The organism is Halopelagius longus (assembly GCF_900100875.1).
Lineage (GTDB): Archaea > Halobacteriota > Halobacteria > Halobacteriales > Haloferacaceae > Halopelagius > Halopelagius longus.
In genome coordinates this window covers 131,301-157,961 of sequence record NZ_FNKQ01000002.1, presented here as the reverse complement: position 1 = coordinate 157,961, position 26,661 = coordinate 131,301, and the positions used below count along the sequence as shown (strand labels likewise).

General features: G+C 67.5%; 29 protein-coding genes. 11 read left to right on the top strand and 18 right to left on the bottom strand.

What is annotated here, in order from left to right; genetic code table 11:
* Window positions 1–101: 101 nt before the first annotated feature.
* The 3 genes from BLS11_RS06640 to cdd form a co-directional block, all read right to left on the bottom strand.
* Window positions 102–920: a nucleoside phosphorylase gene (locus BLS11_RS06640; RefSeq protein ID WP_092534910.1), complete on the bottom strand. Its 819-nt coding sequence runs from the start codon at window positions 918–920 to the stop codon at window positions 102–104.
* A gap of 61 nt (window positions 921–981) precedes the next feature.
* Complete coding sequence (locus tag BLS11_RS06635; RefSeq protein ID WP_092534907.1) at window positions 982–2,046, bottom strand: zinc metalloprotease; 1,065 nt, start codon at window positions 2,044–2,046, stop codon at window positions 982–984.
* 32 nt (window positions 2,047–2,078) lie between these two features.
* Window positions 2,079–2,498: a cytidine deaminase gene (cdd, locus tag BLS11_RS06630; RefSeq protein WP_092534904.1), complete on the bottom strand. Its 420-nt coding sequence runs from the start codon at window positions 2,496–2,498 to the stop codon at window positions 2,079–2,081.
* Window positions 2,499–2,612: 114 nt separating this feature from the next.
* On the opposite strand from cdd, the gene BLS11_RS06625 reads away from it, so the two are divergent.
* Both BLS11_RS06625 and BLS11_RS06620 read left to right on the top strand, forming a co-directional pair.
* A complete protein-coding gene (locus BLS11_RS06625) occupies window positions 2,613–2,912 on the top strand; it encodes a DUF7520 family protein (protein WP_092534901.1) in 300 nt (99 codons plus the stop codon).
* A 77-nt stretch (window positions 2,913–2,989) separates the two neighbouring features.
* Window positions 2,990–3,286: a DUF8142 family protein gene (locus BLS11_RS06620; RefSeq protein ID WP_092534898.1), complete on the top strand. Its 297-nt coding sequence runs from the start codon at window positions 2,990–2,992 to the stop codon at window positions 3,284–3,286.
* A 30-nt stretch (window positions 3,287–3,316) separates the two neighbouring features.
* Here the strand turns inward: BLS11_RS06620 and BLS11_RS06615 are convergent, their stop codons facing one another.
* Complete coding sequence (locus BLS11_RS06615) at window positions 3,317–3,913, bottom strand: GNAT family N-acetyltransferase (protein WP_092534895.1); 597 nt, start codon at window positions 3,911–3,913, stop codon at window positions 3,317–3,319.
* Window positions 3,914–4,034: 121 nt separating this feature from the next.
* Here BLS11_RS06615 and BLS11_RS06610 point away from each other — a divergent pair, with 121 nt between their 5' ends.
* Window positions 4,035–6,017, top strand: coding sequence for an AMP-binding protein (locus tag BLS11_RS06610; RefSeq protein ID WP_092537171.1), 1,983 nt, complete (start codon window positions 4,035–4,037; stop codon window positions 6,015–6,017).
* 10 nt (window positions 6,018–6,027) lie between these two features.
* Here BLS11_RS06610 and BLS11_RS06605 read toward each other — a convergent pair whose 3' ends face one another.
* Entirely contained in the window at window positions 6,028–6,792 is a 765-nt protein-coding gene (locus BLS11_RS06605) for an acyl-CoA synthetase family protein (RefSeq protein ID WP_114936160.1), read from the bottom strand.
* Between the two features lie 197 nt (window positions 6,793–6,989).
* Between BLS11_RS06605 and BLS11_RS06600 the strand changes: the two genes are divergently transcribed.
* Window positions 6,990–8,156, top strand: a complete 1,167-nt coding sequence (locus tag BLS11_RS06600) for a glutathione-independent formaldehyde dehydrogenase (protein ID WP_092534892.1) — start codon at window positions 6,990–6,992, stop codon at window positions 8,154–8,156.
* A gap of 15 nt (window positions 8,157–8,171) precedes the next feature.
* Here the strand turns inward: BLS11_RS06600 and BLS11_RS19335 are convergent, their stop codons facing one another.
* A complete protein-coding gene (locus tag BLS11_RS19335; RefSeq protein ID WP_175454389.1) occupies window positions 8,172–8,312 on the bottom strand; it encodes a hypothetical protein in 141 nt (46 codons plus the stop codon).
* A gap of 110 nt (window positions 8,313–8,422) precedes the next feature.
* Here BLS11_RS19335 and BLS11_RS19330 point away from each other — a divergent pair, with 110 nt between their 5' ends.
* Complete coding sequence (locus BLS11_RS19330; protein ID WP_175454399.1) at window positions 8,423–8,599, top strand: hypothetical protein; 177 nt, start codon at window positions 8,423–8,425, stop codon at window positions 8,597–8,599.
* Here the strand turns inward: BLS11_RS19330 and BLS11_RS06590 are convergent.
* From BLS11_RS06590 to BLS11_RS06565, 6 genes are all read right to left on the bottom strand, one after another.
* Complete coding sequence (locus BLS11_RS06590; RefSeq protein ID WP_092534886.1) at window positions 8,568–9,731, bottom strand: CobW family GTP-binding protein; 1,164 nt, start codon at window positions 9,729–9,731, stop codon at window positions 8,568–8,570. The genes BLS11_RS19330 and BLS11_RS06590 overlap by 32 nt on opposite strands.
* An 85-nt stretch (window positions 9,732–9,816) precedes the next feature.
* Window positions 9,817–10,212, bottom strand: a complete 396-nt coding sequence (locus tag BLS11_RS06585; protein WP_394327390.1) for a cupin — start codon at window positions 10,210–10,212, stop codon at window positions 9,817–9,819.
* Between the two features lie 66 nt (window positions 10,213–10,278).
* Window positions 10,279–11,433 (bottom strand): molecular chaperone DnaJ, encoded by a 1,155-nt coding sequence (dnaJ, locus tag BLS11_RS06580; protein ID WP_092534883.1) that lies wholly within the window; start codon window positions 11,431–11,433, stop codon window positions 10,279–10,281.
* A gap of 267 nt (window positions 11,434–11,700) precedes the next feature.
* A complete protein-coding gene (gene dnaK / locus BLS11_RS06575) occupies window positions 11,701–13,608 on the bottom strand; it encodes a molecular chaperone DnaK (protein WP_092534880.1) in 1,908 nt (635 codons plus the stop codon).
* 173 nt (window positions 13,609–13,781) lie between these two features.
* On the bottom strand, window positions 13,782–14,498 hold the full coding sequence (locus tag BLS11_RS06570; RefSeq protein ID WP_092537162.1) for an alpha/beta fold hydrolase: 717 nt from the start codon (window positions 14,496–14,498) through the stop codon (window positions 13,782–13,784).
* A 115-nt stretch (window positions 14,499–14,613) separates the two neighbouring features.
* Window positions 14,614–15,324, bottom strand: coding sequence for a nucleotide exchange factor GrpE (locus BLS11_RS06565; protein WP_092534877.1), 711 nt, complete (start codon window positions 15,322–15,324; stop codon window positions 14,614–14,616).
* Window positions 15,325–15,426: 102 nt separating this feature from the next.
* On the opposite strand from BLS11_RS06565, the gene BLS11_RS19325 reads away from it, so the two are divergent.
* On the top strand, window positions 15,427–16,167 hold the full coding sequence (locus BLS11_RS19325) for a hypothetical protein (RefSeq protein WP_092534874.1): 741 nt from the start codon (window positions 15,427–15,429) through the stop codon (window positions 16,165–16,167).
* Between the two features lie 44 nt (window positions 16,168–16,211).
* Here BLS11_RS19325 and BLS11_RS06555 read toward each other — a convergent pair whose 3' ends face one another.
* Window positions 16,212–16,952 carry a proteasome assembly chaperone family protein gene (locus BLS11_RS06555; RefSeq protein ID WP_092534871.1) on the bottom strand — a complete coding sequence of 247 codons (741 nt, stop codon included), beginning with the start codon at window positions 16,950–16,952 and terminating at the stop codon, window positions 16,212–16,214.
* Window positions 16,953–17,106: 154 nt separating this feature from the next.
* Between BLS11_RS06555 and BLS11_RS06550 the strand changes: the two genes are divergently transcribed.
* Together BLS11_RS06550 and BLS11_RS06545 are read left to right on the top strand one after the other, a co-directional pair.
* Window positions 17,107–18,045: an RsmB/NOP family class I SAM-dependent RNA methyltransferase gene (locus BLS11_RS06550; RefSeq protein WP_092534868.1), complete on the top strand. Its 939-nt coding sequence runs from the start codon at window positions 17,107–17,109 to the stop codon at window positions 18,043–18,045.
* Window positions 18,042–18,593: a DUF7122 family protein gene (locus tag BLS11_RS06545; RefSeq protein ID WP_092534865.1), complete on the top strand. Its 552-nt coding sequence runs from the start codon at window positions 18,042–18,044 to the stop codon at window positions 18,591–18,593. Before BLS11_RS06550 ends, BLS11_RS06545 begins: the two co-directional genes overlap by 4 nt.
* 46 nt (window positions 18,594–18,639) lie before the next feature.
* Here the strand turns inward: BLS11_RS06545 and BLS11_RS06540 are convergent, their stop codons facing one another.
* The 4 genes from BLS11_RS06540 to BLS11_RS06525 form a co-directional block, all read right to left on the bottom strand.
* On the bottom strand, window positions 18,640–18,951 hold the full coding sequence (locus BLS11_RS06540) for a hypothetical protein (RefSeq protein ID WP_092534862.1): 312 nt from the start codon (window positions 18,949–18,951) through the stop codon (window positions 18,640–18,642).
* Between the two features lie 55 nt (window positions 18,952–19,006).
* Entirely contained in the window at window positions 19,007–19,366 is a 360-nt protein-coding gene (locus tag BLS11_RS06535; protein WP_092537159.1) for a four-helix bundle copper-binding protein, read from the bottom strand.
* Window positions 19,367–19,502: 136 nt separating this feature from the next.
* Entirely contained in the window at window positions 19,503–21,737 is a 2,235-nt protein-coding gene (locus tag BLS11_RS06530; RefSeq protein ID WP_092534859.1) for a copper-translocating P-type ATPase, read from the bottom strand.
* A 101-nt stretch (window positions 21,738–21,838) separates the two neighbouring features.
* Complete coding sequence (locus BLS11_RS06525; RefSeq protein ID WP_092537156.1) at window positions 21,839–23,392, bottom strand: DUF790 family protein; 1,554 nt, start codon at window positions 23,390–23,392, stop codon at window positions 21,839–21,841.
* Window positions 23,393–23,532: 140 nt separating this feature from the next.
* Here BLS11_RS06525 and BLS11_RS06520 point away from each other — a divergent pair, with 140 nt between their 5' ends.
* From BLS11_RS06520 to BLS11_RS06510, 3 genes are all read left to right on the top strand, one after another.
* Window positions 23,533–23,949, top strand: a complete 417-nt coding sequence (locus BLS11_RS06520) for an OPT family oligopeptide transporter (RefSeq protein ID WP_092534855.1) — start codon at window positions 23,533–23,535, stop codon at window positions 23,947–23,949.
* A 119-nt stretch (window positions 23,950–24,068) separates the two neighbouring features.
* Window positions 24,069–24,476 carry a transcriptional initiation protein Tat gene (locus BLS11_RS06515; protein WP_092534852.1) on the top strand — a complete coding sequence of 136 codons (408 nt, stop codon included), beginning with the start codon at window positions 24,069–24,071 and terminating at the stop codon, window positions 24,474–24,476.
* Window positions 24,477–24,550: 74 nt separating this feature from the next.
* Window positions 24,551–25,204 carry an HD domain-containing protein gene (locus BLS11_RS06510; protein WP_092534849.1) on the top strand — a complete coding sequence of 218 codons (654 nt, stop codon included), beginning with the start codon at window positions 24,551–24,553 and terminating at the stop codon, window positions 25,202–25,204.
* A 57-nt stretch (window positions 25,205–25,261) separates the two neighbouring features.
* Here the strand turns inward: BLS11_RS06510 and BLS11_RS06505 are convergent, their stop codons facing one another.
* Entirely contained in the window at window positions 25,262–26,611 is a 1,350-nt protein-coding gene (locus BLS11_RS06505) for a DEAD/DEAH box helicase (protein ID WP_092534846.1), read from the bottom strand.
* Window positions 26,612–26,661 lie beyond the last annotated feature (50 nt).

Sequence of the window (26,661 nt, the reverse complement as noted above, 5' to 3'; positions counted from 1 at the left end):
CTTTGAAACGAACAAGCGCGAGACCGCCGGAGAGCGGCGGTGATTGCTATCGGGTTTCAGTGAGTGAGATACTGGGGCAAAAATTTCGCAGAAAGCGAAAGTCAGTCGAGCGAGAGGCCAGCGTGCCAGCGGTCGACGCCCGCCGCGCGCTTGACCTCGTCCATGCGCGCGAGGAGGTGGACGGCGAGACTCGCCGTCTTCGCCGCGCGCGACTCGCCCTCCGTCCGGAACTCCCCGGTGACGCGGTTCGCGTAGACGGTACAGACCGCGCCCGCGCGAAGGCCGTACACGTTCGCGACGGTCAGAAGCGTCGCCGCCTCCATCTCGATGTTCTTCACGTTCGCCTCCCGCAAGTCCTCGACCAACGACTCCGACCCCGCCGCCTCGAACCCCTCGAACCCGGGGCGGCCCTGCCCCGCGTAGAAGGAGTCTGCGCTCATCGTCAGTCCGACGTGGTAGTCGTAGTCGAGGCGTTCGGCGGCCGCGACGAGGGCGCAGACGACTTCGTGGTCCGCGGTGGCCGGGTAGTCCTCGCGGACGTACTCCTTGGAGGTGCCCTCCTGTCTGACGGCCCCCGAGGTGATGACCAAGTCGCCGACGTCCATCTCGGGTTGGATAGCGCCGCAGGACCCGACGCGGACGAACGTGTCCGCGCCGATTCGGGCGAGTTCCTCGGCGGCGATGGCCGCGGAGGGGCCGCCGATGCCCGTCGAGGTGACGGAGATGGGCGTTCCCTCGTACGTGCCCGTCGCGGTGCGGTACTCGCGGTGGGAACCGCGTTCCTCGAACTCGTCCCAGAGGGCGGTTATCTTGTCCACTCGCTCGGGGTTCCCGGGCAGGAGGACGGTGTCCGCGACGTCTTCGGGGCCGACTTCGATGTGGTACTGGACCTCGTCGTTCGGGTCCTCGCTGTCGCTCATGACGGGTGTGCGGTCCCCCGACAAAAATAAGCACTCCTTCCGCCCGGGGAGACGCCGGTGCTCACCGCCGTCGCGACGTCCACTCGTCGTCGGGCGACCGACCCTCGCCGTCGAACGGGTCCGGGAGGTCGCTCCGGGAGTCGGGCGCGAACAGCATCCCGAGGCCGTACCCGAGGTACAGGTCGACGTGCCTCGTCTCGCGGGTCACCACCGCGACCCGCCCTTCGACGTACCACTCGGGACTGCCGTCCTCGTCGGGGTCCACGAACCGATAGCTCCACGACGTGCCGCGCCCGTCCTCCGTCGCGAGGGGTCGGTCGGGGAACGTCACGAGGACGTCCGCGGCCGACCGGTTCCGCACCGTCGTCACGGTGACGTTCGACGGGAGGTAGCCGTCGGCGCCGCCGTCGTAGTAGTCGACCGCGTGCGCGACTTCCGCCTCGTACGTCCCGCGTTCGTCGTCGGAGACGTTCGAGTAGTCCACGTACAGCGTGAGGTTCGAGTCGCGCCACGGAATCGGACGGTCGGTGGCGTTCGGCTTCGGCGTGAGGACGGTGTCGATGCTCGCGTTCATGAACGCGAGTTCCTCACCCGCCTCGTGCGTCAGTCCGAGGGTGTGTCCGAACTCGTGTTTCAGTATCGAGAACGTCGTCTCGTCGGTGTACCCGCGCTCTATCGATACGGTGGACGTGCCGAACGGAGTCGAGTCGGCGTCGAGGACGGGCGCGCACCCGACCGTGTGCCGGTCGTAGTCGTCGCAGTACGCCAGTTCGTGGGCGAACTCGACGACGATGTCGGGATCCGAGGCGTTCGGACGGACGGCGTAGTTCGCCTCGTACCCGTACGCGGACCCGTTCGTCTCCCAGTACGCCGTCGCCTCGCGCACGAGTTCGACGTACTCGGAGTCGTTCTCGGCGTCGGCGACGCCGACGACTATCGGGTCCGCGCGCCACGGGTTCTGCGGCGGTACGGGCGTCGCCGTCGGCGCTTCCGTCGCCTCCGGAGTGGGCGTCTCCGTCGCGGAGAGTTCGGACGCGTCGGTTCCGGCGGTGGCGTCGCCCGCGGGGGTTCCGGAACACCCCGCGAGGAGGAGCAACGCGGCGAGGACGACTGCGCGGCGTTTCATACCGCGACGAGACTGTCCGGATACCTAACTGTTTATACGTCCTCGCGGGACTCCGCCGCCGCGTTCAGCGTGTCCAAGGAGATGGTGTCGGGCAGGAGTTCGCCGAGGGTGTACTCCGTCGTCTCCTCGCCCCCCTCGTCGCAGACGACGACGAGGCTCTCGTCGGCGAACTCCGCGAGGGTCTGGCGACACATCCCGCAGGGGGTGACGCCGTCCTTCGCGCCCGAGGTGACGGCGATTCGCTCGAACGCCGTGTGGCCGTTCTTCACCGCCTCCGCGACGGCGACTTCCTCGGCGTGGAGGCTGTTCGAGTAGTTCGCGTTCTCGATGTTGCACCCGACGTACACCTCGCCGTCGGCGGTTCGAAGCGCGGCCCCGACCGAGTACTCCGAGTAGGGGACGTAGGCGTCGTCGAGGGCGTCGCGGGCGCGGGTGAGGAGTTCCTCTGGCATCGCCTCTCGGTTCCCGAGGGAGCGGTTTGTACTTTGCCGTCCCGGGAGTCGCCGCGGCGGGCGAGTGGACGACGAAGGGCAAGTGCCAAACGGGCGGCCGCCCTAGTCCGCGGCGTGTCAGCAGAATCCGATTCGACGAACCGCGGCGAACCGGCGTCGGGGACGCCGGGACTCGGCCGGCGCATCTTGCTGGGGGTGGGGGCTACCGTCGTCGTCCTCGCCGGGGTGGTCGGCTTCTTCATCGGGAGCAACGGGGCCGAAACCGCCCCGCGGGTCGCTGTTCTCGGCGGTCTGGTCACCATCCCGACGACGCCGCTGTCTATGTCTCTGTACGCCGCCCTCGTCGCGGCGGGCGTGCTCACCGTCCTGTTCGGCCTCGTCGCCGTCGCCTCGCGGTACGAGGACGCGAACTGACGGACCCGAGCGGTCGGGGGTCGAGAGACGGGGGCGCAGGCGCGGCGTTTTTGGCGCTGGGCGTCCCCAGTTTCGGTATGGCCACCTCCTCTACGTCCGCCGACGACGAGTCGGAGGCGGACGCCGGCGCGGGCGCGGACGCGACCCCCGACGAGTTCGAGGAACCGCTTCAGCCCGAAACCGGCGGCAAGAACCGACGGCGGGCGGCCCTCGCGGTGCTGCCGTTCCTCTTCATCGGCCTCGGCAACGTCGTCCTCATCGTCGGCATGGGGACCGAACCGCTGTGGGGGTTCGCCATCCTCCCGCCCGTCCTCTTCTGTACGGTGCTCGCGTACATCGTCTTCAGCACCGACTTCCTCGACGACCGGACGTGACCCCGCCCGCGACGCCGGCGTCGGAGCCCGCTACCCCGTATCGTACTTGTAGGTGACCTCGTCGGGGTCGATACCGAAGTCCTCGGCCGTCTCCTCGACTGTCACCTCGCCGTCGTCGTCGCCGGGCGTGGCCTCCTTGAATCGCTCTCTGAGTCGCGGCGGCATCTCGAACTCCTCGACGGCGATTCGGACGGCGATGGCGTCGTCGCCGCGTTCCTCGCGGACGGCGTCGAGTCGGTCTTCGAGGGTCGGGGGAAGTTGCTCTCCGTCCACGGGCGAGAAGCCGAACTGGAGGACGTACTCGGGTTGCGCCGTGAACCCGTACACGTCGTCGAACCCCTCGTCGCCCGCCTTCGTCAGCAGTCGTTCGACCACGTGCGCGCCGACGCCCTGCCTCCGCCAGCGTTCGAGCGTCGCCACGAGGGCGAGTTCGCAGAACTCCGCGCCGTCCTCGTCGTCGCCGTCCCGGTGGACGCGGATGCGACCGAACCCGGCCCGTTCGGTCGTCTCCTCGTCTAAGGCGATGACGTAGTCGCGAGAGCGGAACGCGGGGTCTGTGAGGCCCATCTCCTCGATTCGGTCGAGCAACCAGACCTCGTCTCGGTTCTTGGCGTCCCGAACGTACATGCGCCCACGTAGGACCCGCGCGCGAAAAAGGATTCCTGCGAGGCGGAACCCGTCGGCGCGAGCGACATACACTATCGTTCGGGCAAGTTACTTCGTGGGCGCGGAGAAAGGGACGGACGATATGCAGGTACCCGACACCGACGAGGTGGTCCACCGGCCCTCCCCGGAGTTCGCGGAGGCGACGAACGTCCGGGCGTTCATGCGGGAGTACGGCATCGAGGACTACGACGAGTTGATAGACCGAACCTGTTCGGACGTGGAGTGGTTCTGGGACGAACTGGTCGAGTACCTCGGAATCGAGTTCTACGAGGGGTACGACTCGGTGCGCGACGATTCCGACGGGCCCCAGTTCGCGGAGTGGTACCCCGGCGGGAAGATAAACATCGCCCACAACGTCCTCGACAGGCACGCCGCAATCGATAGCCCCGACCGGAACCGAGTGGCGTGCATCTGGGAGGGCGAACCCGGCGACGTGCGGCGGGTGACGTACCACGACGTGCACCGCGAGGCGAACCAAGTGGCCAATCTGCTGGAGTCGTACGGCGTCGAGACGGGCGATACGGTCGGTCTCTACATGCCGATGGTGCCCGAGGTCATCTCCATCCTCTACGGCTGTTTCAAAGTCGGCGCGATAGCGGTGCCCATCTTCTCGGGGTTCGGCGTGGACGCGACGGCGACGCGAATCGAAGACTCGGGGTGTTCGGTGCTGTTCACGGCGGACGGGTTCTACCGACGGGGCGGCGAAGTCACCCTGAAGGACGCCGCCGACGAGGCCATCGAGGAGGCCGGAACCGTCGAACACACCGTCGTCTACGACCGTCTGGGACTCGCCGACAGGGAGGACGCGACCATCACGTGGACCGCCCGCGACGAGTGGTGGCACCGGGCGGTCGAATCGCGGTCCCCGGAGTACGAGACGAAGGAACTGGACGCGAATCAGGAGTCGATGCTGCTGTACTCCTCGGGGACGACGGGGAAGCCGAAGGGCATCGTCCACACCCACGCGGGCATCCAGATGCAGACGGCCAAGGAGATCTACTTCGGCTTCGACCACAAGCCGGAGGACCGCTTCTTCTGGGTGTCGGACATCGGGTGGATGATGGGGCCGTGGACGCTCGTGGGGAACCACACGTTCGGCGGCACCGTCTTCATGTACGAGGGCGCGCCGGACCACCCCGAACCCGACCGCTTCTGGGAGATGATAGACCGCCACGGCCTGACGGTGTTCGGCATCTCGCCGACGGCCATCAGAGCGCTCCGGAAGCACGGCGACGAGTGGGTCGAGAAGCACGACCTCTCGTCGCTCCGTCTGCTGGGTTCGACGGGCGAACCGTGGGACCCCGAGTCGTGGATGTGGTTCTACGACCGAATCGGGAACCGCGAGGCGCCCATCATGAACATCTCCGGCGGCACCGAAATCTGCGGCTGTTTCCTCATGCCGATGCCGGACCAACCGCTGAAACCGTGCAGTCTGGGCGGCCCCGGACTCGGGATGGATATCGACATCGTGGACGCCGAGGGCGAGAGCATCGCAGACGACCACGAACGCGGCTACCTCGTCGCTCGGGACTCCTGTCCGTCGATGACGAAGTCGCTGTGGTCGGGCGACGACCGCTACCTCGACGCCTACTGGAGTCGCTTCGAGGACCCGCCGCTTTGGAACCACGGCGACTGGGCCCAGAAGGACGAGGACGGCTTCTGGTTCCTCCACGGGCGCGCCGACGACGCCCTCAACGTCGCCGGACGGAAGGTCGGCCCCGCCGAGATAGAGGGCGTCCTCATCGAACACGACGCCGTCAATCAGGCCGCGGCCGTCGGCGTCGACGACGAGACGACGGGGACGGCAGTCGTCGCGTACGTCGTCCTCGAAGACGGGTACGACCCCTCGGAGCAACTCCGCGAGGAACTCCGCGAACTCGTCGGCGAGGAACAGGGCAAGCCGTTCCGCCCGCGGGAACTGCTGTTCGTCTCGGAGTTCCCGAAGACGCAGTCGGGGAAGATAATCCGGCGCGCCATCTCGGCGGTCCACCAAGGCGACGAACTCGGAGACATGAGCAGCATCGAGAACCCCGGCGCCCTCGACGAACTGCGCGAGGCGCGGTAGACGGCCGGCCTCAGTCGTCGCCGAACACCGAGTCGGGGTCGATAGCCCGACGCTCGGGTCCCCCGCCGACCCGAACGTCGCCGGACGGTCCCTCGCCCTCGGCGTCCCCGTCGGGGAACAGTATCGTCGCGCCGACGAGGACGGGCGCGACGAGGCCCGCGGCGACGACGCCGGGGTGGGAGAGCGACCCCCGGACCGCGACGTCCTCGCCCGGTCGCAGGTCGGCGTCCTCGGCGGCGGCCGCCGCCGCGGAGAGAACCTCGGCGTGGGAGTACGTCCGGTCCGCCGCCAGCAAGGGGTCCTCGGCCGCCACCGACGCGGGGTGGACCGCCGGGTTCTCGCTCCAGACCTCCTTCTCCCAGTGGGTCGTCGTGGGACGCTCTGGGGGGCCGCCGTAGACGGCGAGTTTGCTCCCCGGTTCGGTGGCGAACTCGGATTCCCGTTCGACGGGGACGACGGCGGCGCGCGGCGGGTCCGACGCGTCGGGGTCGGGGTCGAACGAGACGACGGCACCCAACTGCGCCGCGCCGTAGAACGTCAACACCGGTTCGGGGAGGCGGTCGGGTTCGACGTCCACCCGGTCGCCCTCGCGGACGCCCAGATACCGGAGGACGTTCCCCGCCTTGTACGAGGTGGTGACGAAGTCGTAGTAACTGTACGACCGCCCCGGCGCGTCCGCCCGAAGTGCGGTCGCCGGCGCGCGCCGGTCGCGCGACACCGCGTCGCCGAGGACGGCGGGGTCGGTCACCGGTTCCGGTCCGTCTCCTGCGGTCATACGGTGGACGAGACCCCCCGCCGTCAAAACGCCGTCGTCGTCGCTCTGGGCCGAGAAGAGGCAATTTCTTCCGGGACGTGGCGGCTGTGAAAACGCCGGCGTAAATTGCGAACAGTACCGGCGACAGTCTCTCTTGTGTTTAAAATGATATATTTGCCGACCGCCCTCAGCAATGCGTGGAGGTAACAAGTACCACAATGCGCGCAGTAGTGTACCAGGGGCCGAAGGACGTGTCCATCGAGGACGTGGACGAACCGGAGATTCAACACCCGAGCGACGTGGTCATCGATATCACGACGACGGCCATCTGCGGGTCCGACCTGCACATGTACGAGGGGCGGACGGACGCGGACCCGGGCCTGGTGTTCGGCCACGAGAACATGGGCGTTATCACCGAAGTGGGCGAGGGGGTCAGCACCCTCGAAGAGGGCGACAGGGTCGTCGCGCCGTTCAACGTGGCCTGCGGCTTCTGTCGGAACTGCGAGAACGGCTACACGGGGTTCTGTACCAACGTCAACCCCGGATTCGCCGGCGGGGCGTACGGGTACGTGGCGATGGGACCGTACCAGGGCGGACAGGCCGAACAACTCCGCATCCCGTACGCGGACTTCAACGCGCTGAAACTCCCCGAGGGCGACGAACACGAGGACGCCTTCGCGATGCTCGCGGACATCTTCCCGACGGGGTGGCACGGCACCGAACTGGCGAACCTCCAACCCGGAGAGTCCATCGCCATCTACGGGGCCGGACCGGTCGGAATGATGGCCGCCTACAGCGCCGACATCAAGGGCGCTTCGGAGATATACGTCGTGGACCGCGTGGAGAGTCGCCTCGACATGGTGGAGGAACACACCGACGCGCAGGGGATAAACTTCCAAGAGAGCGATCCGGTGGAGCAGATACTCGACGCGCACGGCGACCAAGTCGACAAAGGCGTCGACGCCGTCGGTTATCAGGCCATAGACCCCGAGGAGGTGCGCGATAACCCGGACGAACCGTACGACCCGGCGAAGGAGAACCCGGCTATCGTCCTCAACCAACTCGTCCGGACGGTCCGACCGACCGGTCAGATAGGCGTCGTGGGTCTGTACCTCCCCGTCGATCCCGGTGCGCCCGACGAGATGTCCGCGCAGGGCCGCATCGGCATCGACTTCGGGAAACTGTTCGAGAAGGGCCACAAGTTCGGGACGGGGCAGGCCAACGTGAAACAGTACAACCGACAACTGCGCGACCTCATCATCGAGGGACGTGCCGACCCGAGTTGGGTCGTCTCCCACCGCGTCGGCCTCGACGAAGCCCCGGAGATGTACGAGAAGTTCGACAACCGCGAAGAAGGCGTGACGAAGGTCGTCCTCGAACCGTAACGGAGACGACCCGTCTCAGGACCGCATCCACGCCTTCGGGTGTTCCGCCCGGAGGTGGTCCTGATACATCTTCACCATCTCCGTGTACGACGTAGAGAGCGCTTCCCACTCGCAGTGGTCGCAGCGCCCGGAGACGGTTGCTCGGTACCCTGACATCATCTTTCTTACCATCGCTACCGCCTTAGACCCGTTGACTATATTCTTTCTGAACTGTATGTGATCCGCGCGAAACGACTATGCGACTGCACCGACAGGATTCCGTATCCATGTGCATCTACTGCAGCATACGCGAGTCGGGGTGGGAGCAACTGTTGGAGTACGACGACGTGTACCAGACCGCTCTCGCGGAGACGGAGGCCGAACGGTCGAACTACGGGTTCGACGAGTCGTGGGACGAGTTGAAAGAGCAGGTCACTCCGGCGGAGACGGGAACGGGTCGCTGAGTCCCTCCGCGTCTTCGAGTTCCGCGTCCGTCGCCAGACAGTCGTCGAGTGCGCTCCGGACCGACGCCTCGGGCACGTCGGTGCCGATGAAGACGAGTCGCGTCCGCCTGTCGTCGTCCTCGTTCCACCGACCGATGGGACCGGCGGTGACCGACGGCCCCGCCCGGTTCAGCCCCATCACCGTCTCGGGACGGGTGGCGAGGCGGAAGAACCCCTTCGCCCTGACGACGCCGTCGGGCCACGCTTCGAGGTAGTCGTCGAGGCGTTCGGGGTGGAACGGGCGGTCCGACTCGTAGAGGAACGAGGTGACGCCGTGGGCGGCGGCGTGGTCGTGTTCGCCGTCGGCGTGGTCGTGTTCCTCGTGGCCGTCGTGTCTCTCCTCGTCGCCGCCACCTCCCCGCCGGCCGTCGCCCTCTCTCATCCGACGCTTCCACCCGGCGGCCCGACTCACCTCCTCGTAGTCGAAGAGGCCGGTTCCGAGGACCGCCTCCGGACTCACGTCGGCGTACGTCTCCCGATAGACGGTCGCCCGCGGTTGGAGTTCGCGGACGACTCGCTCCACCTCGTCGAGTTCCTCGTCGGGGACCAAGTCGCACTTGTTCAGCACCAACACGTCGCAGAACTCCACTTGGTCCACGAGCACGTCCGCGAGCGTCCGGCCCGGCGCGTCCGACCCGTCGGGACGTTCGGCTTCGGGGTCGAACTCCTTCCAGAAGCCGTAGGCGTCCACGACGCTGACGACCGTATCCAACCGGTAGTAATCGGTCGGGTCCTCCTCGCCCTCCGTCTCGCCGAGGAACGTCCGCGCGACGGGGACGGGGTCGCTGATTCCCGACGCCTCCACGAGGAGGTAGTCGAACGACCGCTCTCTCGCCAAGCGGTTCACCGCCGCGACCAAATCGCCCTGCAACTGACAGCAGATACAGCCGTTCGTGAGGTCTATCACGTCGTCGTCGGCCGACCCGGCGATGAGTTCGGCGTCGATGTTCACCTCGCCCATGTCGTTGACGAGGACCGCCACGTCGTGCGCTCCGGCGTTCCGGAGGACGTTGTTCACGAGCGTCGTCTTCCCGGCGCCGAGCGTTCCGCCGACGAGCGTCACCGGGATTCGGTCGTCCTCCATCCGTGCCATCAATTCACGTACTCGCCCGCGGACGATAATAGCTGTGAGCCGTTAGATTTCCCGAACGTCTCGCGCGGTCGGCGACGCCCGGCGGTCAGGGCGCGCCGGCGAGGACGAACGTGCTCTCGAACGGTCCGTTCTCCGACTGGCGCGTCGCGTCGGGGGAGACGCGCACCGCGTCGCCCGCCTCCATCCGAATCTCCTCGCCGTCGCCGGACGAAATCCGGTTGCTTGTCGAGGTTCCCTCGACTCCGTCTACGGTCAGCGACGCCTCGCCCTCCACGAGGAAGTACACCTCCTCGTGGCCCTCGTCGGCGTGGTCGTGTTCCTTCCCGACCCATCCGGGGTCCGCCTTCAGAACGGAGAATCCGAGGCTCTCGCAGTCGAGTTCGTCCCGGAGGGAGCACAGGCCCCCGCCGACGGAGTCCGCATCTTCGTAATCGGCAGTCGTGTACGACGTACGCTCACGGTCTGGCGGGACGCGAATCAAACGAGAGGCGGCGGAAACGACGGAGGAAAAGCGGGGGGCGAGCAAGGGGGACGGAGCGGAGGAGGCTCAGAAGGAGTTCTTGATCTTCTCGAAGAAGCCCTGCTTTACGTCGACTTCCTCGCCGCCGGCCTCGGCGAACGCTTCGAGCGCCTCGCGTTGGTCCTCGTTGAGTTCCTCGGGCGTGACGACCTGCACCTGCACGTACAGGTCGCCGCGGCCGCGGCCGCGGAGGTGGGGCATCCCCTTACCCTTTAGGCGGAACGTCTCGCCGCTTTGGGTGCCCTCGGGGACGTCCAGTTCGGCCTGTCCGTCCACCGTCGGCACCGTGACGGTGTCGCCGAAGACGGCCTGCGGGAAGGAGATGGCGTGGTGGTGGTACAGGTCGTCGCCCTCGCGGTCGAACTCCTCGTGGTCGCGGACGGACACCTCGATGAGAAGGTCGCCGTTCGGCCCGCCGTTCTCGCCGGGCGCGCCCTCGCGTTCCATCCGCAGGGTCTGGCCGTCGCGGATGCCCGCGGGGATGTCCACCGACAGGGTCGCCTCGTTGCGGACGGTCCCGTCGCCGTTACACTCGGGACACGTCTCGCTGTACGTCTGTCCCTCGCCGCCGCAGTGGGGACACGTCTGCGTCTGCTGGACGCGGCCGAGTGCGGTGTCGCGGACGGTGGTCTGTTGCCCGCGGCCGTTACACTGCGGGCAGGTGGTCACGTCGGCGTCCGGGGGGTGACCCTCGCCGTCGCACTCCGGACAGCGTTCCGGACGCGCGACGGTGAACTGCTTCTCGACGCCCTCGTACGCCTCGTCGAGGTCCAAGGAGACGCGGGTGCGGAGGTCCCGCCCCTGTCGCGGTTGGTTGCGGCGTTGGCCGCGGCCGCCGCCCCCGCCGCCGAAGAACTGGCTGAAGATGTCCTCGAAGGGGTTCTGGCCGCCGCCGCCCATACCGCCCATGCCGCCCATACCGCCCGCGCCGCCGCCGCCGACGCCGCCGCGTTTCTCGGCTTGCTCGAAGCGGTCGTGACCCATCTGGTCGTACATCTGCCGCTTCTCGTCGTCGGTCAGTACCTCCTTGGCCTTCTTGACCTTCTTGAACTTCTCCTCGGCGTCGGGTTCGTCGGAGACGTCCGGGTGGTACTGTGACGCTTTCTTCCGATACGCCTTCTTTATCTCGTCCTCGCTGGCGTCCCGCGAGACCCCGAGCACGTCGTAGAAGTCCTCGCTCATCAGTTGTACGTGCATAATTCGGCGGGCCACTTCAAAATCGCGCCTCGCGGACGACAGGTTCCGACGAACGAAGCGACTCCTCGGAGCGTACGGTCGAAACGAAGGTAGCCGCGTCCGGCGAGTTACTCGCCGTCTCGCTTACTGCTCGTCTTCGTCGTCTACGTTCGAAAGACGCCTTGCGTCTTTCGAGCCCACAAACTCGCCTCGCGAGTTTGGGACGTCCCCAGAACTGCGGAGCAGTTCTGGTGGGCGGACGAGGACGAGGCCTCAGTCCTCGTCCTCGTCCACGTCCTCGAAGTCGGCGTCGACGTACTCGTCGCCGTCGGCGGCACCGGCGCCGCCCGCGCCACCGGGGCCCGCACCGCCGGGGCCTGCGCCGCCCATACCGCCCGCGCCGCCGGCACCCGCACCGCCGGCGCCCGCTTGGGCCTGTTCTTGGTACATCTGCTTGCCGATCTCTTGGAGTTCCTTCGAGAGCGCTTCCGTCGCGTCTTCGAGTTCCTCCTTCGTGGCGTCGTCGTCTTCGAGGACGGCCTCCACCTCGTCGATGGCGTCCTCGACGTCCGCGACGACGTCCTCGGGGACCTCCTCCTCGTTCTCTTCGAGGAGGGTGTCGGCGCGCTGGATGGCGCTCTCGGCCTCGTTGCGGGCTTCGATGCGCTCGCGGCGCTCTTTGTCCTCCTCGGCGTGCTGTTCGGCCTCCTGCTGCATCTGCTCTATCTCCTCGTCGGAGAGGCCCGCGCCGCCCTCGATGGTGATGGACTCGGCGTTACCGGAGCCTTTGTCCTCGGCTTCGACGTTGACGATGCCGTTCTCGTCGATGTTGAAGCCGACCTCGATCTGCGGCGTTCCGGCCGGCGCCGGCGGGATGCCCGTCAACTGGAACTCGCCGAGCAGTTCGTTCTCCTCGGCGATTTCGCGCTCGCCCTGGAAGACGCGGACCTGCACGGACGTCTGGTTGTCCGCCGCCGTGGTGAATATCTTCGACTCCTCGGTCGGGATGGTGGTGTTCTTCTCGATGAGACGCTCGAAGAGACCGCCCTTCACCTCGATACCGAGCGACAGCGGCGTCACGTCGAGCAGAACGATGTCGTCGACTTCGCCGCCGAGGACGCCGCCTTGGATGGCCGCGCCGAGTGCGACGGCCTCGTCGGGGTTGACGTTCTTCTTCGGTTCCGACCCGAGCATCTCCTCGACCTTCTCGTGGACCTGCGGCATCCGGGTCGAACCGCCGACGAGGATGACCTCGTCGATGTCGTCCTTCGAGTAGCCCGCGTCTTCGAGGGCTTGCTCCGTCGGGCCGACCGTCCGGTCGATGAGGTCGGAGGTGAGAGACTCGAACTTCGCGCGCGACAGTTTCTCCTCGAGGTGGACCGGACCGGAGTCGGTCGCCGTGATGAACGGGAGGTTGATGGTCGTCTCCTTCCGCGAGGAGAGCTCTATCTTCGCCTCCTCGGCGGCGTCCTTCAGACGCTGGAGGGCCTGTCGGTCCTCGCGGAGGTCGATGCCGTGGTTGTTCTCGAACTCCTCGGCCAACCAGTCGATGATGGCCTCGTCCCAGTCGTCGCCACCGAGGTCGTTGTCCCCGTTCGTCGCGACCACTTCGTAGACGCCGCCGCCGAGGTCCAAGACGGAAACGTCGAACGTCCCGCCGCCGAGGTCGTACACGAGGACGGTCTGGTCGGAGTCGTCGTCGAGCCCGTACGCCATCGACGCGGCGGTCGGTTCGTTGATGATGCGTTCGACCTCGAAGCCGGCGATTTCGCCCGCGTCCTTCGTCGCCTGACGCTGGCGGTCGTTGAAGTACGCCGGAACCGTGATGACGGCCTTCTCCACTTCGTCGCCCAGGTAGTCCTCGGCGTCGCGCTTTATCTTCTGGAGAATCATCGCCGAAATCTGCTCCGGCGTGTAGTCCTCACCGTCGATTTCGACGGTGTAGTCGTCCTCACCCATGTGGCGCTTGATAGAACGAATCGTGCGCTCCGGGTTCTGGATGGCCTGATTCTTCGCCGGTTTCCCCACGAGACGCTCGTCGTCCTCGGTGAACGCGACCACGGAGGGTGTGGTCCGGTCGCCCTCGGAGTTCACGATGATTTCGGGGTCGCCGCCCTCCATCACCGCGAACGCACTGTTCGTGGTACCGAGGTCGATACCGAGAATCTTGTTGCTCGCCATCTTGTTCGCACATACCGGTCTAAATCGGTTAAAGGTTACTAGACGGTAGCGTCGGCGGCGAGAGTCCGGGTCGCCGCCGTCATGCGGTTTTCGCGGCCGCCGGACGAACGCGTCCGCCAGCATTTTATGGAACCGCAGACTGCGCCCTCCTGCGTCGGCGGCGGACCGACCGATCAGTCCCGGCGAATCGCCTCGGGCCCCTCTTCGAGTGCCGCGAGAACGTCTTCGAGGACGGACTCCCGACCGGGGGAGGCGAAGAACTCGTGGCCGCCGTCGTACGGACGCAGGTTCGCCGCGGGCGTCCGGTCGCCGATGGCGCGGACGCTCACCACGCGGTCCGAGAGCGAACAGAACACCGCATCGTCCTCGTCGAACGGCGGGAGGCGCGACTGGGCGTCCACAATCGTCCGCAGGAACGCGGGCGAGGCCGCGTCCGGGACGGCCTCCTCGAACTGCGCTTCGGTCACCAACTCGCCGATGACGGAGGGGTCGCGGTCGAACCGGAGCAGTCGTTTCGCGGTCGGTATCCGAAGCAGGAGGGGAAGAACCACCGACGCGGCGCCCTCGACCGGTGCCGTCCCCCACCACGGACTCAGGAAGACGTTTCGCACGTCGACGTCGTCGGCGAGGTGCGCGGCGACGAGTCCGCCGGTGCTGTGACTCAACGCGAGGTCGACGTCGTGTTCGCGCGCGTACGTCCGGACCGGCGCGAGGAGTTGGTCCTCGAAGTGCCACGGGTTCGTCGGGAGCGTCACCGCGTGGACGCGGTAGCCCGCCTCGACGAGGGCCTCTACGAGCCACGAGACGTGGTCGTGTTCCGGGCGGTTTCCCCACCCGAGGACGCAGAGGAGGTCGTCGTCGCGTGCCTCGCCGAAGACGGAGAACTCGATTTTCGGCACCTCGCGGAAGCGATTACGAAGGGGGAGTCGCACGCGACGGACGTGTCGTTCGCCCCACAAAAGCGTGTGCGAACCGGACGCCGCGCGTCTCGCGTTGTTTCGAGTTTTACTCGTCGCTCTCGCCGGTGCTGACGGTTATCTGCGCCTCGCGGATGACCTTCTCGGCCATCTCGTACCCGGGTTGGTAGACGTCGGCGACGGTTCCCTCCGGTTGGTCGCTGTCGACGCGCATCATCACCTCGTGGCGCGTCGGATCGACGTCGGTTCCGGGTTCGGGGTCGATGGTCGAGACGTTCTCCGAATCGAGGATGCGGTCGAACTCTTCGAGCGTCGATTCGATTCCCGGTCGGATGTCTGCGTCCTCGTCCTGTTCGAGGGCGCGGATGAGGTTGTCGCGCACCTTCACGACGCGTTCGACGAAGTCCTCGGTGGCGCGCTCTCGAATCTGCTCCTGTTTCTTCTTCGCGCGCTTCTTGTAGTTCTGGAAGTCCGCCTGCGTGCGCTTCAGGCGCGAGGAGAGGTCCTCGACCTCCTCGTTCGAGGAGTCGAGTTCGGACTCCAACTCCGAGACGCGGCGCTGGAGCGACTCGACTTCCGCCGCCAGTTCCTCGTCGTAGGCCGCGACGCGCGCGGCGAGGTTATCCTCCGTTTCCGCCGCCTCCGCGTCCTCCGCCTTCGGGGACTCCCCGGAGCCGTCGTCGGTCCCGGCCGCCGTGTCGTTCGCCTCCGCGTCCGTCGGCGGGGCGTCCGTCTGAGACGCCGTCGTCTCGGCCTCCTCGGTCGCACCGTCCGCCGGTTCGGAAGCATCTTCGGTCATGGTTCGGCAGAGTGCCTCGCCGGGCTTAAGGGTTGTAGAATAACGTGAACCGTCGCCGCTTCTGCCAAAACGGGTTTCGGTGGGCTGTGTCTAGCGCCCTCCATGGGGACCGATACTGACTCCGACCGACGGAGAGCGTATTCGCGCCGGGCGTTTCTCGCGGGCGTCGGTGCGACGACGGGAATCACCGCGGGCGTCGGAACGACCGCCGCGCAGGAGACGGCTACCGGCACCGATTCGTCTACCGGCACTGACTCGCCTACCGGCACCGGCTCCTCCCCCGACCGACGGAGGGGGGTCATCCCGATGTACGAGGAGTTCAGCGGCGAGGAGGAACAGTACAGGAGCCAGTTCCTCCTGATAGCCGACCAGACGAACGAGGAGACGGAGCCGGGGGCGTTCTCCGAGTGTTCCGCCGTCGGATGGAGCGCTTCGCAGAGCGAACCGTACGAAGTCTCCGTCCTCCAACGACTCGACCAGCGGACCGAGATGATAAAGGGAACTAACTTCTACACCGACGCGTCCGGCCCGTCGTTCGAGATAGGGACGACGTGGCAGATACGGGAGGCGACCCGGTGCGGCGAGTACATCGCGTTGACCGTCGAAAAGGTCGACCCCGAGGAAGCCGACGTGAACGTGGAGGCCGCGGAGAACGTCGAGACGGAGGGAACGGCCGACGGGGCGGAAGGAACGACCGAGACGGTGGAAGGGACGGTCGCTACGACGGAAGGAACCCCCGGTGATGAGGCGGCGGAGACGCAGACGGGGACGCCCGGGTTCGGCGTTGCTGCGACACTCACCGGACTCGCCGGCGGGGCGGCGGCGTACCTCCGGCGCGACTGAGGACGTTCGCGTCTCTCGCGGCCGACGGGAGGACTCGCGGACGGTTACTGGTACATCCCGAGCGGTCGGGCCTGCGTGCTCTCCTCGTCGGCGCTCTGCATGCGCTTGGCCAGTCGCTCCTTCGCCTCGCGGATGTCCTCGGCGTGGTCCACGAGGTCGTCCGCCGGAATCTCGACCCCCGTGAGCGGTTCGATGCCGTTTTTCAGGACGACGCGGGCGGCGGCGGGGTCCGGGAACTGCGGGTCCGACTCCACTACCAGACCCACCGCGGTCCGCTCGCGTTCGACCGCGTCGTTGAGTAACGCGCCGGTCGGTCCGGAGACGAGGCCCGCCTCCGCGGGTTCGCCGATGTCCGCGTCCGCGAGCATCTGCGCCCCGCCGCCGACGCCGACGCCGTACAGGTCCGGCACGTCGCCGGACTGCTCTCTCGGGATGCCGGAGAGGAAGACGGGCAGAATCGACTCGTCGTCGAACCAGTTCGAGAGGCAGTCGGCGAGTTCGGCCGCCGAGTCCGGTCGGATGGGCACGTCGCTCTGCAGGACGAGGAGGTTCCGCTCCTCGTCCGCGTACAGTCTGACCGGCGACCGGAGCGTCGGGTCGCCCTCCTCGTACACCGCGACCCGCGGGACCCCGTCGCAGTGGACGTTCGCGTAGTGGCTCATCTCGAACTGCTCGACGATGTGGTCTGCGGCTATCTTCCCGACGAGTCCGACGCCCGGAAGCCCCTCTATCAGCGTCGGTTCCGAAAGCGACACGTCCTTCGCGAACACGTTTATGTGGGCCATACGTCACGTTCGGCCGTTCAGGTTGTAAAAAGCGTGGCCCGCCTTCACGCGTCTCCAAACGTCGGCTCGGGCACGAGTTCGGTGCCGCGCTCCCGCCGTCCGCGGCGGACAGCATCCGAAACCCACAAGCGGAGTCGTCGGGTAGAGTCGGTCGATGAACCCGCTCAAGCGGTACGCGCCGCTCGTGGACGACGAGGAGGCCTTCTTGGCCGCCTGCGAGCGGCCGCTCCCGTCGGTCGTTCGCGTCAACACCATCGAGACGACGGTGGAACGCGCGCGGGCGGCCCTCGACGCCGAGGGCGTCGCCTACGAACCGACGGACTGGCACCCGGGCATCCTCAAACTCGACGAACGCGGGCCGGGCACGTCGTGGCCGTACTTCCACGGGTGGCTCCACGGGCAGGAGGAGGTGTCCTCGCTGCCGGCCATCGCGTTAGACCCTCAGCCCGGCGACGTCGTCTGGGACGCCTGCGCCGCCCCCGGAAGCAAGACGACGCAGTTGGCCGCCCTGATGGACGACGAGGGGACGCTCGTCGGCAACGACAACAATCTCGGACGCCTCTCGGCGTTGCGCCACAACGCCGAGCGACTCGGCGTCTCGAACCTCGTGGTGACGAACCAGGACGCGCGGAACTTCTCCTTGAAGCCGTTCGGCGAGGGGACGGACGACCCGGCGGCGTTCGAGGAGTTCGATAAAGCGTTAGTGGACGCCCCCTGCTCCTGCGAGGGGACGATTCGGAAGAACCCCGACGCCCTCGATAAGTGGACGATGGACCACGTCCACAGCGTCGCGGGCATCCAGAAGGGCATCCTCCGGCGCGCGGTGCAGGCGACGCGCGAGGGCGGCACCGTCGTCTACTCCACCTGCACTTTCGCGCCGGAGGAGAACGAAGCCGTCCTCGACCACGTTCTCGACGAGGAGGCGTGCGAACTCGTCGAGTGGGACGCCCCCGATGGGTTCGAGACGGCCCCCGGCGTCACCGAGTGGGACGAGGAGGAGTACGACCCGAGCGTCGAACTCGCCCACCGCGTCTACCCCCACCACAACGACACGGGCGGGTTCTTCTGCGCGAAACTGGAGGTGACGGCATGAGCGACACCGAGGAGACGACGGAGTCCGAGGAGCGACCGACGAACGACGGGCAACGGTTCGACCGCCTCCCCGAGACGTCCGAGGACCGCGTCGTCGCGGGCCGACCCACCCGCGAGGAAGTCCTCGCGTGGTGGGAGAACCGCTACGGAATCCCGCCGGAGACGTGGGACGGCCACACGTTCTGGGAGAAGGGCGCGGGCAAGATTTGGGCGTTCGCCGACGACGTGGTGAGTCCGTCCGACGTGGAGGGACTCGGCCTGCGCATCCTTCGCGCGCGGCAGGAACACTGGAAGCCCTCCACGAACGCCGTCCAGCGATTCGGCGGCGCGGCGACGGAGAACGTCGTCGAACTCGACGCCGAACGGGCGGCCCGGTTCGTCGCCGGGGAGGACCAAGAGATAGAGTGGGACGGCGACTGGGGCTACCTCATCGCCGCGCACGAACTCGTCGGCGAACGCGAACCCATCGGCGTCGGCCTGTTCCTCCACGGCGAACTCCGCTCTACGGTCCCGAAGGGTCGCCAAGAGGACCTGCCGACCGTCGAGTGAGGCGGGGGACAGGAGGCGGTGGCCGAACGCCCGAGTGAGGCGGACGCTACAACTCCTCGACGGCCGTCGTCTCCATCGTTCCGCCGTCGGTGCGTTCGCGCGTCACGCGCACGCGGTGTCCCCGTTCGGTATCGCTCCGTTCTATCGTCTCCACCACCCGCGTCGTGGCCTCGGAGTCGAGGAGGATCAGTCGGTCCTCGTCGGTGACGACGGCGTACCCGCTCTCGACGCAGTGGCCCTCGAGGGCGCACTCCTTCGTGTGCGTGCGAGCGTCCTCCGGCAACCCCTCGCGGGGGTTCTTCCGGACGCAGGCGATGTCGATGACGAACCCTTCGACCGTCTCTGTGTCGGATGACATGTCTCGAAATAAGAGGTACTCGGGGGGCGTTCCTCGTCGCGTCGAAGGGACTCGATTACGCCGACGCCATCTGCCGGCAGGTTTCGGCGCACTCCCGCAGAACCTCCGCGCAGAGTTGGCAGTGGTCGGCGTCGTGTTGCTCACACTCCGCGGCGCACTCCTCGCAAGCCCCGGCGCAGACTTGGGCGAGTTCCTCGCTGTAGTTGGAGTTTCGCGCCATGAAGCGCGCGTGGAGGGTCGTGAGGTCCGCCACGTCGCGGCAGAGGCGGATACACTTCGCCATTCCCTCGCCCTCGCCGGCGCAGGCGTCGGCGCACCACTCGCACGTTTCGGCGGCCTCGAAGCAGTTCTCGAGGCACTCGCGTTGCTTGTCGTTCAGATGCTCGATTTCGGATGCGGTGTCTGCTAGGGACATTTCACTACTCGTTTCGCCCGAGCGCCGCATCCTTCTTTTGGCGGAGAGTTCTGAATGAGACGATTACCTGAACGAGCGTTCCTCTCAGGGCCGTTTCCGCGCGAGAGCTGAGACGAAAGCGGAGACGGGCGTCTCGTCAGTCCGCGGGACTTGGGGTGGCAGAGCCCGGGACGCCGGGGAGGGAGGGGAGGTCCAAGTCCACCCGGCGGAGGAACTGGGCGTTTATCGCGACGATGACCGTGCTGAGGGACATCAAGAGCGCACCCACTGCCGGCGAGAGGATGATGCCGACCGGGGCGAGGACGCCCGCCGCGAGGGGGATGGCGAACACGTTGTAGCCCGCGGCCCAGACGAGGTTCTCCCGCATCTTTCGGTAACTCGCCCCGCTGAGTTTGACGAACCGGACCACGTCGAGCGGGTTGTTCCGCACGAGGACGATGTCCGCCGACTGGACCGCGACGTCGGTTCCGCTCCCGATGGCGATGCCGACGTCCGCGCGGGTGAGCGCGGGCGCGTCGTTGACGCCGTCGCCGACCATCGCGACGAGGGTTCCCTCCGATTGCAGTTCCCTCACCGTCTCGTCTTTGTCCTCGGGAAGCACCTCTGCGAAGACGGTGTCGATGCCGAGTTCGTCCGCGACGGCGCGGGCGACGTCCTCGGAGTCGCCGGTGAGCATCGCCACCTCGATGCCGAGTTCGTGAAACGCCTCCACGACCCGGTAGCTCTCCTCGCGCACGACGTCCGCGAGTGCGAAGGCGGCGACCGGTTCGCCCTCTCGAATCAGATAGACGACCGTCCGCGCGTTCTCGCCGGCCCTCTCGGCGAACTCGGCCAGTTCCGGCGGCACGTCGCTGTCGAGGTGCGAGAGGAGATTCGGCCCGCCGACGTAGACGGACTCTCCATCCACCGTCGCCCGGACGCCGCGTCCCTTCAGCGCTTCGAACTCCGCGGCGCTCCGCGGTTCGACGCCGCGTTCGGCCGCCGCCTCGCGGACGGCCTCGGCTATCATGTGCTCGGAGTCGCCCTCGACGGCCGCGGCGAGGGCGAACGCCTCGTCCCCGCTCAGGTCGCCCGCCGTCGCGGCGTCCACGACGCCCTGTTCGCCCTCGGTGAGCGTCCCCGTCTTGTCGAATATCACCGTGTCGAGTTCGCGCGCCCGTTCCATGGCGATTCGGTCGCGGACGAGTATCCCGTTTCGCGCCGCCAGCGACGTGTTGATGGCGACGACCAACGGGATTGCGAGTCCGAGCGCGTGCGGGCAGGCGATGACGAGGACGGTGACCGCGCGTTCGATGACGGGCGCGCCGAACGAGGTGGCGACGGTCCACGCGGCGGCGGTGACGGCGGCGGACGCCACCGCGACGTAGAAGAGCCACCCCGCCGCGCGGTCCGCGAACATCTGCGTCTTCGATTTGCTCTGCTGGGCCTCCTCGACCATGCGCACGATTCCGGCGAGGGCCGTCTCGTCGCCGGTGGCGGTGATTCGGACGCGGAGGCTCCCGTCGCCGTTTATCGTCCCGCCGATGACCTCGTCGCCCGGTTCCTTCGACACCGGCCGCGACTCGCCCGTTATCATCGCCTCGTTCACCTCGGAGTCGCCCGACTCGACCACGCCGTCGGCGGGCACGTTCGCGCCGGGGCGGACGAGGACCAAATCGCCCGCCGAGAGGTCGCTCACGCGGACTTCCTCGGTGTCACCGCCGTCGGTGATCCGCTCCGCGGTGTCGGGAATCAGTTTGGCGAGTTCGTCGAGGGCGCTCGACGCCCGGCGGACGCTCCGCATCTCTATCCAGTGGCCGAGGAGCATGATGTCGACGAGCGTCACGAGTTCCCAGAAGAACGCCGTCGTGGTCGGGTAGACGACGCCCGCGAGACTGTAGACGAACGCGACGGTGATGGCCATCGAGATGAGCGTCATCATGCCCGGCGAACGGTCCCGGAGTTCGGGGACGGCCATCCGGAGGAACGGAACGCCGCCGTACGCGAAGACGACGACGGCGAACACCGGATTTATCCACTCGCTCCCCGGGAACGCGGGGACCGAGAAGCCGAGCCACCCCTGTAGCGCCTCGCTGTACAGCAACACCGGAATCGAGAGCGCGAGGCAGACGAAGAAGCGACGGCGGAACATCCGCTCGTGGCCCTCGTGCATTCCGCCGTGGTCGCCGTGCCCGCCCTCGTGGCCGTGTCCCTCGTCGTGCCCGCCTCCGTGACCGTGTCCTCCCCCGCCGTGACCGCTCGGGTGTTCGGCCTCCGCCGCGGCGGCGTCGGCGTCGGTCTCGGCTTCGTCCTCGACGAGGGACTGCTCTACACGAGGTTCCTCCCGATCGTCGGTTCCCTCACGCTCGTCGGAGTGGTGATGGTCGTCCATGCGTCATCCGCGTCGAAGTACGTCCGCGACACTGATGGGCGTTCTGAGCGACTTACGGACTGTCGAGAAAACCGACCGTCGCGGGCCGCCGACGGCCGCCGTCACTCCTTCTCGCGGAGCGTTCCGCCGTCGAGTCCCTCCCACTCGACGCGGTAGCCGAGTCGGGAGAGGGCCGCCGACGCGTCCGCGAGGCCCCGTTCGTCGAGGACCGCCTCGGCGTCCGACAGCGACATCCCCGCCGCGAGTTCCTCCCGGAGCGAATCGAGGACGGCGGGGCGGACGAGCGTTCGGCCCACGAGTTCGTGGTCCGGGAAGGCGACGCCGTCGAGGGCGTCCTCGCTGACGCCGCGTTCGGCGGCCAACTCCGAGAGCGACACCGCGTCGGCCTCGGGGACGAGTTCCGCGGGCAGGTCGTCGGCCGCCTCCGCGACGAGGTCCGACTCGTACTCCCGCAGGACGTCCACCACGTCCTTGACGCGGACGGACCCGGAGTAGGTGACGACGCGGTGGTCGAGTGCGGCCACGTCCTCGCTCACAGCCAGCGATTCGTCCACGGCGACGACCAACTCCACGTCGTCGGCCACCGTCGCGAACTGGTCGAGTTTCTTCTCGACGTACTCGGGCGTCCAAAAGCCCATCACCTCGAAGAAGACGCGAAAGTCCGCGTGGGCGTGGTCGGACCCGTCCGACCGACTCCCGCGGGCACCGCCCGCGGGATGGTAGTCGAACGCGAAGTCCGGGATCATCGCTCGCGCGCCCGCGGCGAGGGCTTCGGGTTCGCGGACGAGCGACCAATCGAGGTCCAACCCCTCGAACCGGGCGGCGAAGTCCGCCTCCACCCCGCTGTCGTACGTCGGTTCGGCCACGGGTTCGACGTTCGGGACGGAGACGTCGTCCGCCGAGAGGTGCAGTTGTCGCTCCGTCCCCCGGTCGTCGATGGTCGCCGTCAGCGACCACTCCGGGGCCGCCGCGACGCTTCTGAGGAGGCGGGCGAAGGCGGTGCCGTAGCGCCGCGTCCGGCGGAAGAGCGCGTCCGGACCGGTGACGACCACCTCCCTCTCGGCGTCGGTCCGCCGAATCTCGTACATGAGTCCGAGTCGCTTCACCGCCGAGACGAGGGTCCGCGGGTCCGAACTCCGAACTGTGACCTCCGTGGCGTCGAAAAGCGCCGTCTGCGCCAGCGAGAGGTTGTACTGTTCGAGGAGTTCGTCGGGCCCCCACCGCGAGTCGAACGACGCCAACACCTCGTTGACCTCCCGGTCGGCGTACAGCGACGATTCGACCGCGGACCGGTCGGCGGCGAGTCGGTCGGCGGCGCGTTCGAGTGCGGCCTCGCGTTCCGCCTCCGTGACGACGCCGACGGCCTCGGCCTCCTCGAACGCCACCCGCCGAGCGCGCTCCGGCGGCAGTTCCGCCCGCGTCTCGAACGTCGCCTCCCGGTCGGCCAACGCCGCGAACCCGCGGACGAGTTTGAAGTCGTCGGCCTCGTCCTCAAGCGCCGAGAGGGCCTCGTCGAGGCGGTGACGGGGTTCGCCGACGTGTCCCTGAAACACGCCGATGACGCGGGCCGCGAGCGGTCTCGACTCCCGCCCGACGAACTGCGGGTGGTACCCGCCGCCGGCCCGAGAGACGCGGAGGAGGTCTTTCGTCAGCACGGACGCCGCTTCGTTCCGCGCCGACAAAAGTCGCGCGTCCCGGTACTACGGGAAAACGGTCAGGTCACCGCGCCGCAAATTAATATTACCTGATATAGTGCCGTAAATTACTCACGTGCGACGGGCCAACCATCGACTGCATGGCAAATGAACACGGAGACGACGACAGGACTCGCAAAGAGGGTTCGTTCACGAAAGAGTCCGAAGAGGTGACGCGCGACGAAGACGGGGTCCACACGAAGCAGAGGTACACCAAAGACACGTCCAACACCGACCACGACAACTTCGACGACGCGCCACGCGGCGAACAGTACGACGACCGGACGGACACCCACGCCGGCGACGCCGACACCCACCCGGGCCTGTTGTGGTTCTCCGTCGCAGGCGCGATAATCATGGGTGCGCTCTGGATTATCGACATCACCGGCCTGTTCGGCCTCGATTGGCCCGTCCTGGGTCGAATGACGACGCTGGCCATCGCGGTTCTCGCGGCGATCGGAGCGGTGTTGTTCTGGTACCACGACCGGAAGGCGAAGCGCACCACCACGGCGACGTAAGCCGTGCGCCGCGTCGCCGATGCGAACAATCTTTTCTCGAATCGTCGTCTCGTCGTTGCGAACGGGTAGTACCCTCAGTAGTCGGAAAGACTCATAGCCGAGTCTACCAAGGGGCGAGTATGGAGTCGCGGCCCTCGACGCGTCGGAACGTCCTGCGGGTACTCGTAGTCGGCCTCTCGGCGGGGTGTCTCGGGTCGGCGCCCGGCGCGACCGGTCCCCGTCGGCCGCCGACCGCACCCGAGGGGCAACCGCGAACGACGCCGACTCGGCCGGACCTGTACGTGAAGACGTTCGACTTCGGCGCGAACGACGACGGTACGCTACGGGTGTTCGGCGAGATCGGGAACCGCGGAACTGCGGAGCGAATCGGCCGCGTCCGCGTCGCGGTGACGGTGAACGGCGAGACGCGGACGCGCGAGACGAACGTGACCGTTCCGCCGGAGAGTTCGGCGTCGTTCGAGGTGGACTTCGAGGTGACGGAGTCGGAGTTCCTCGACGGCGGCGAAATCGACGTCGACGTGTCCTGATCGTCGGTCTCCGTTTCGTCCCGTTGCGAGAACCCCAAGCGTTATGTCATCTGTGATATAGTTATCCACGACTCATGACGCAGGAGTTAGGTCCCCTCGCTCGAAGGCTGGCGTTGCCGTACTACGAAGATGCCCTCCCCGGACACGATAGCTTCCACGCGAGTCGCGTCCACAATCTGTCGGCTCGGTTAGCGGACGAATGGGATGCACCCGTCGATAGGGAGGTTCTCGCCGCGGCGGCGTGGTTACACGACATCGGCCGTCCGTTGGAACGGACGGGGGAGATAGACGACCACGACCGGTGGGGCGCGGCGGAGGCGCGGACGCTCCTCGAAGCCGAGGGGGTGGCGACCGACCGAATAGACGCCATCCAACACTGCATCCGCGCGCACAGCATCCGGACCAGTTCCCCGGAACCGGAGACGCCCGAGGCGAAACTGCTGTTCGACGCGGACAAGTTGGAAGCGATCGGAGCGGTCGGAATCGTCCGAATGGCCTGTATCGTCGGCGAACGGTCGGGCGAGGCGGGCCAGAAGTACGGGATAATCGGCGACGCGTCGGCATCCGGGGGGGCCGCGACGAACCTCCCGGACATCACCCTCCTCCGGGAGTGGTCCGAGGAGCGTCTGAACGCGTTGTACACGCCGCCCGGACGCCGGTCCGGCGAGTCCCGGTGGAGCTTCATGACCGAGTTCTTCGCGCAGTTCGACAGGGAAACGGCGCTCTGAGGCGGCGTTCGCCGACCGCGGAACCGAGCGCTCTTCTCCCTTCGAACGGGGAGGGCCTCACCGCCGGCGGTCCGCGACGCGTTCCTCGGCGGTTTCGACGCTGACGAGTTCGTACAGGGTGGCGCTCCCGCCGTCTCGCTTCGGCCGGAGGATGCGCCCGAGTCGCTGGGTGAACTCGCGTTCCGACCCGCTTCCCGACAGGAGGACGGCGACGTTGGCGTCTGGCACGTCCACGCCCTCGTCTAAGACGTTCGCGGTGACGACGCGCGAGTACGTGCCGTCGCGGAACCGGTCGAGAATCTCCCGGCGTTCGGCCGCCCCGGTTTCGCTCGTCACCGCCGGGAGGAGAAACCGCTCCGAGAGGCGGTAGACGAGGTCCGTGTGGGCGGTGAAGACGATAACGCGGTCCCCGCGGTGACGGTCCAAGATGGACGCCAGTTTCGCCACCTTCGCGTCGGAGTTCATCATGATGCGCCGGGCGCGTTGCTTGGCCAGAAGCGCCTCCCGCGCCCGGGGGTCCGACCCCGACCGCATCACGAGTTTCCGGTAGTCCGAACCGCTGTTCAACGAGAGGTTCGAGCGCTTGAGGTACTCGACGAACGTCCCCTGCGCATCCTCGTACGCCTCGCGTTCCTCGGGCGTCAGTTCGACTTCGACGCGCCGCACCTCGTAGTCGGCGAGATGGTCGCCCGCCAACTCGTCCACCGAGAGTTCGTGGACCTTCGGGCCGACGAGTTCCGCGACCACCTCGTGTGCGCCGTCCGGCCGTTCGAACGTCGCCGTCAGGCCGAGGCGCGCGGGCGCGGCGAGCAACCTCCCCACGTCCCTGTACCCCTCGCCGCCGAGGTGGTGCACCTCGTCGAAGACGACGAACCCGAAGTCGCCGCCGACGTCCTCCGCGCGGAGGTACGCCGAATCGTACGTCGAGACGGTTATCGCCTCCCGCGTCTGTTCGCCGCCGCCGAACTGCCCGACCGGCACCTCGAACTCCGTCTCCAACTCGCGCCGCCACTGTTCTAAGAGGTCCACCGTCGGGACGACGACGAGCGTCGGAACCCCGAGCGCGGCGATGGCGGCGACAGCGATGACCGTCTTTCCGCTTCCGGTGGGGAGTTCGAGGACCCCCCTGTCGCCGTTGGCCCGCCACGCGTCGAGGGCCTCCCGTTGGTAGTCGCGCAGGTCGTACGAGTGCGTCAAGTCGAGGCGTTCCGCGGGGAGGACGCGGTCCTCGTATTCGACGCCGCGTTCGTCGAGGGCGTCGCGGAGGGCCGCGTAGCGGTGGGCGGGCGCGCGGGCGACGAGACTCCGCTCGTCCGCCTCGACGCCCGGTAGGTCGGCCGCCGAGAGGCCGGACTCGGAGAGGCCGTCGAGGCGAACGGTCCCGTCCTCGAACTGAAGCGTGAGCACGGTCGTAGGTGGGCCGGCGATGCCTATAAACCGACGGACGCGCGTCGAAC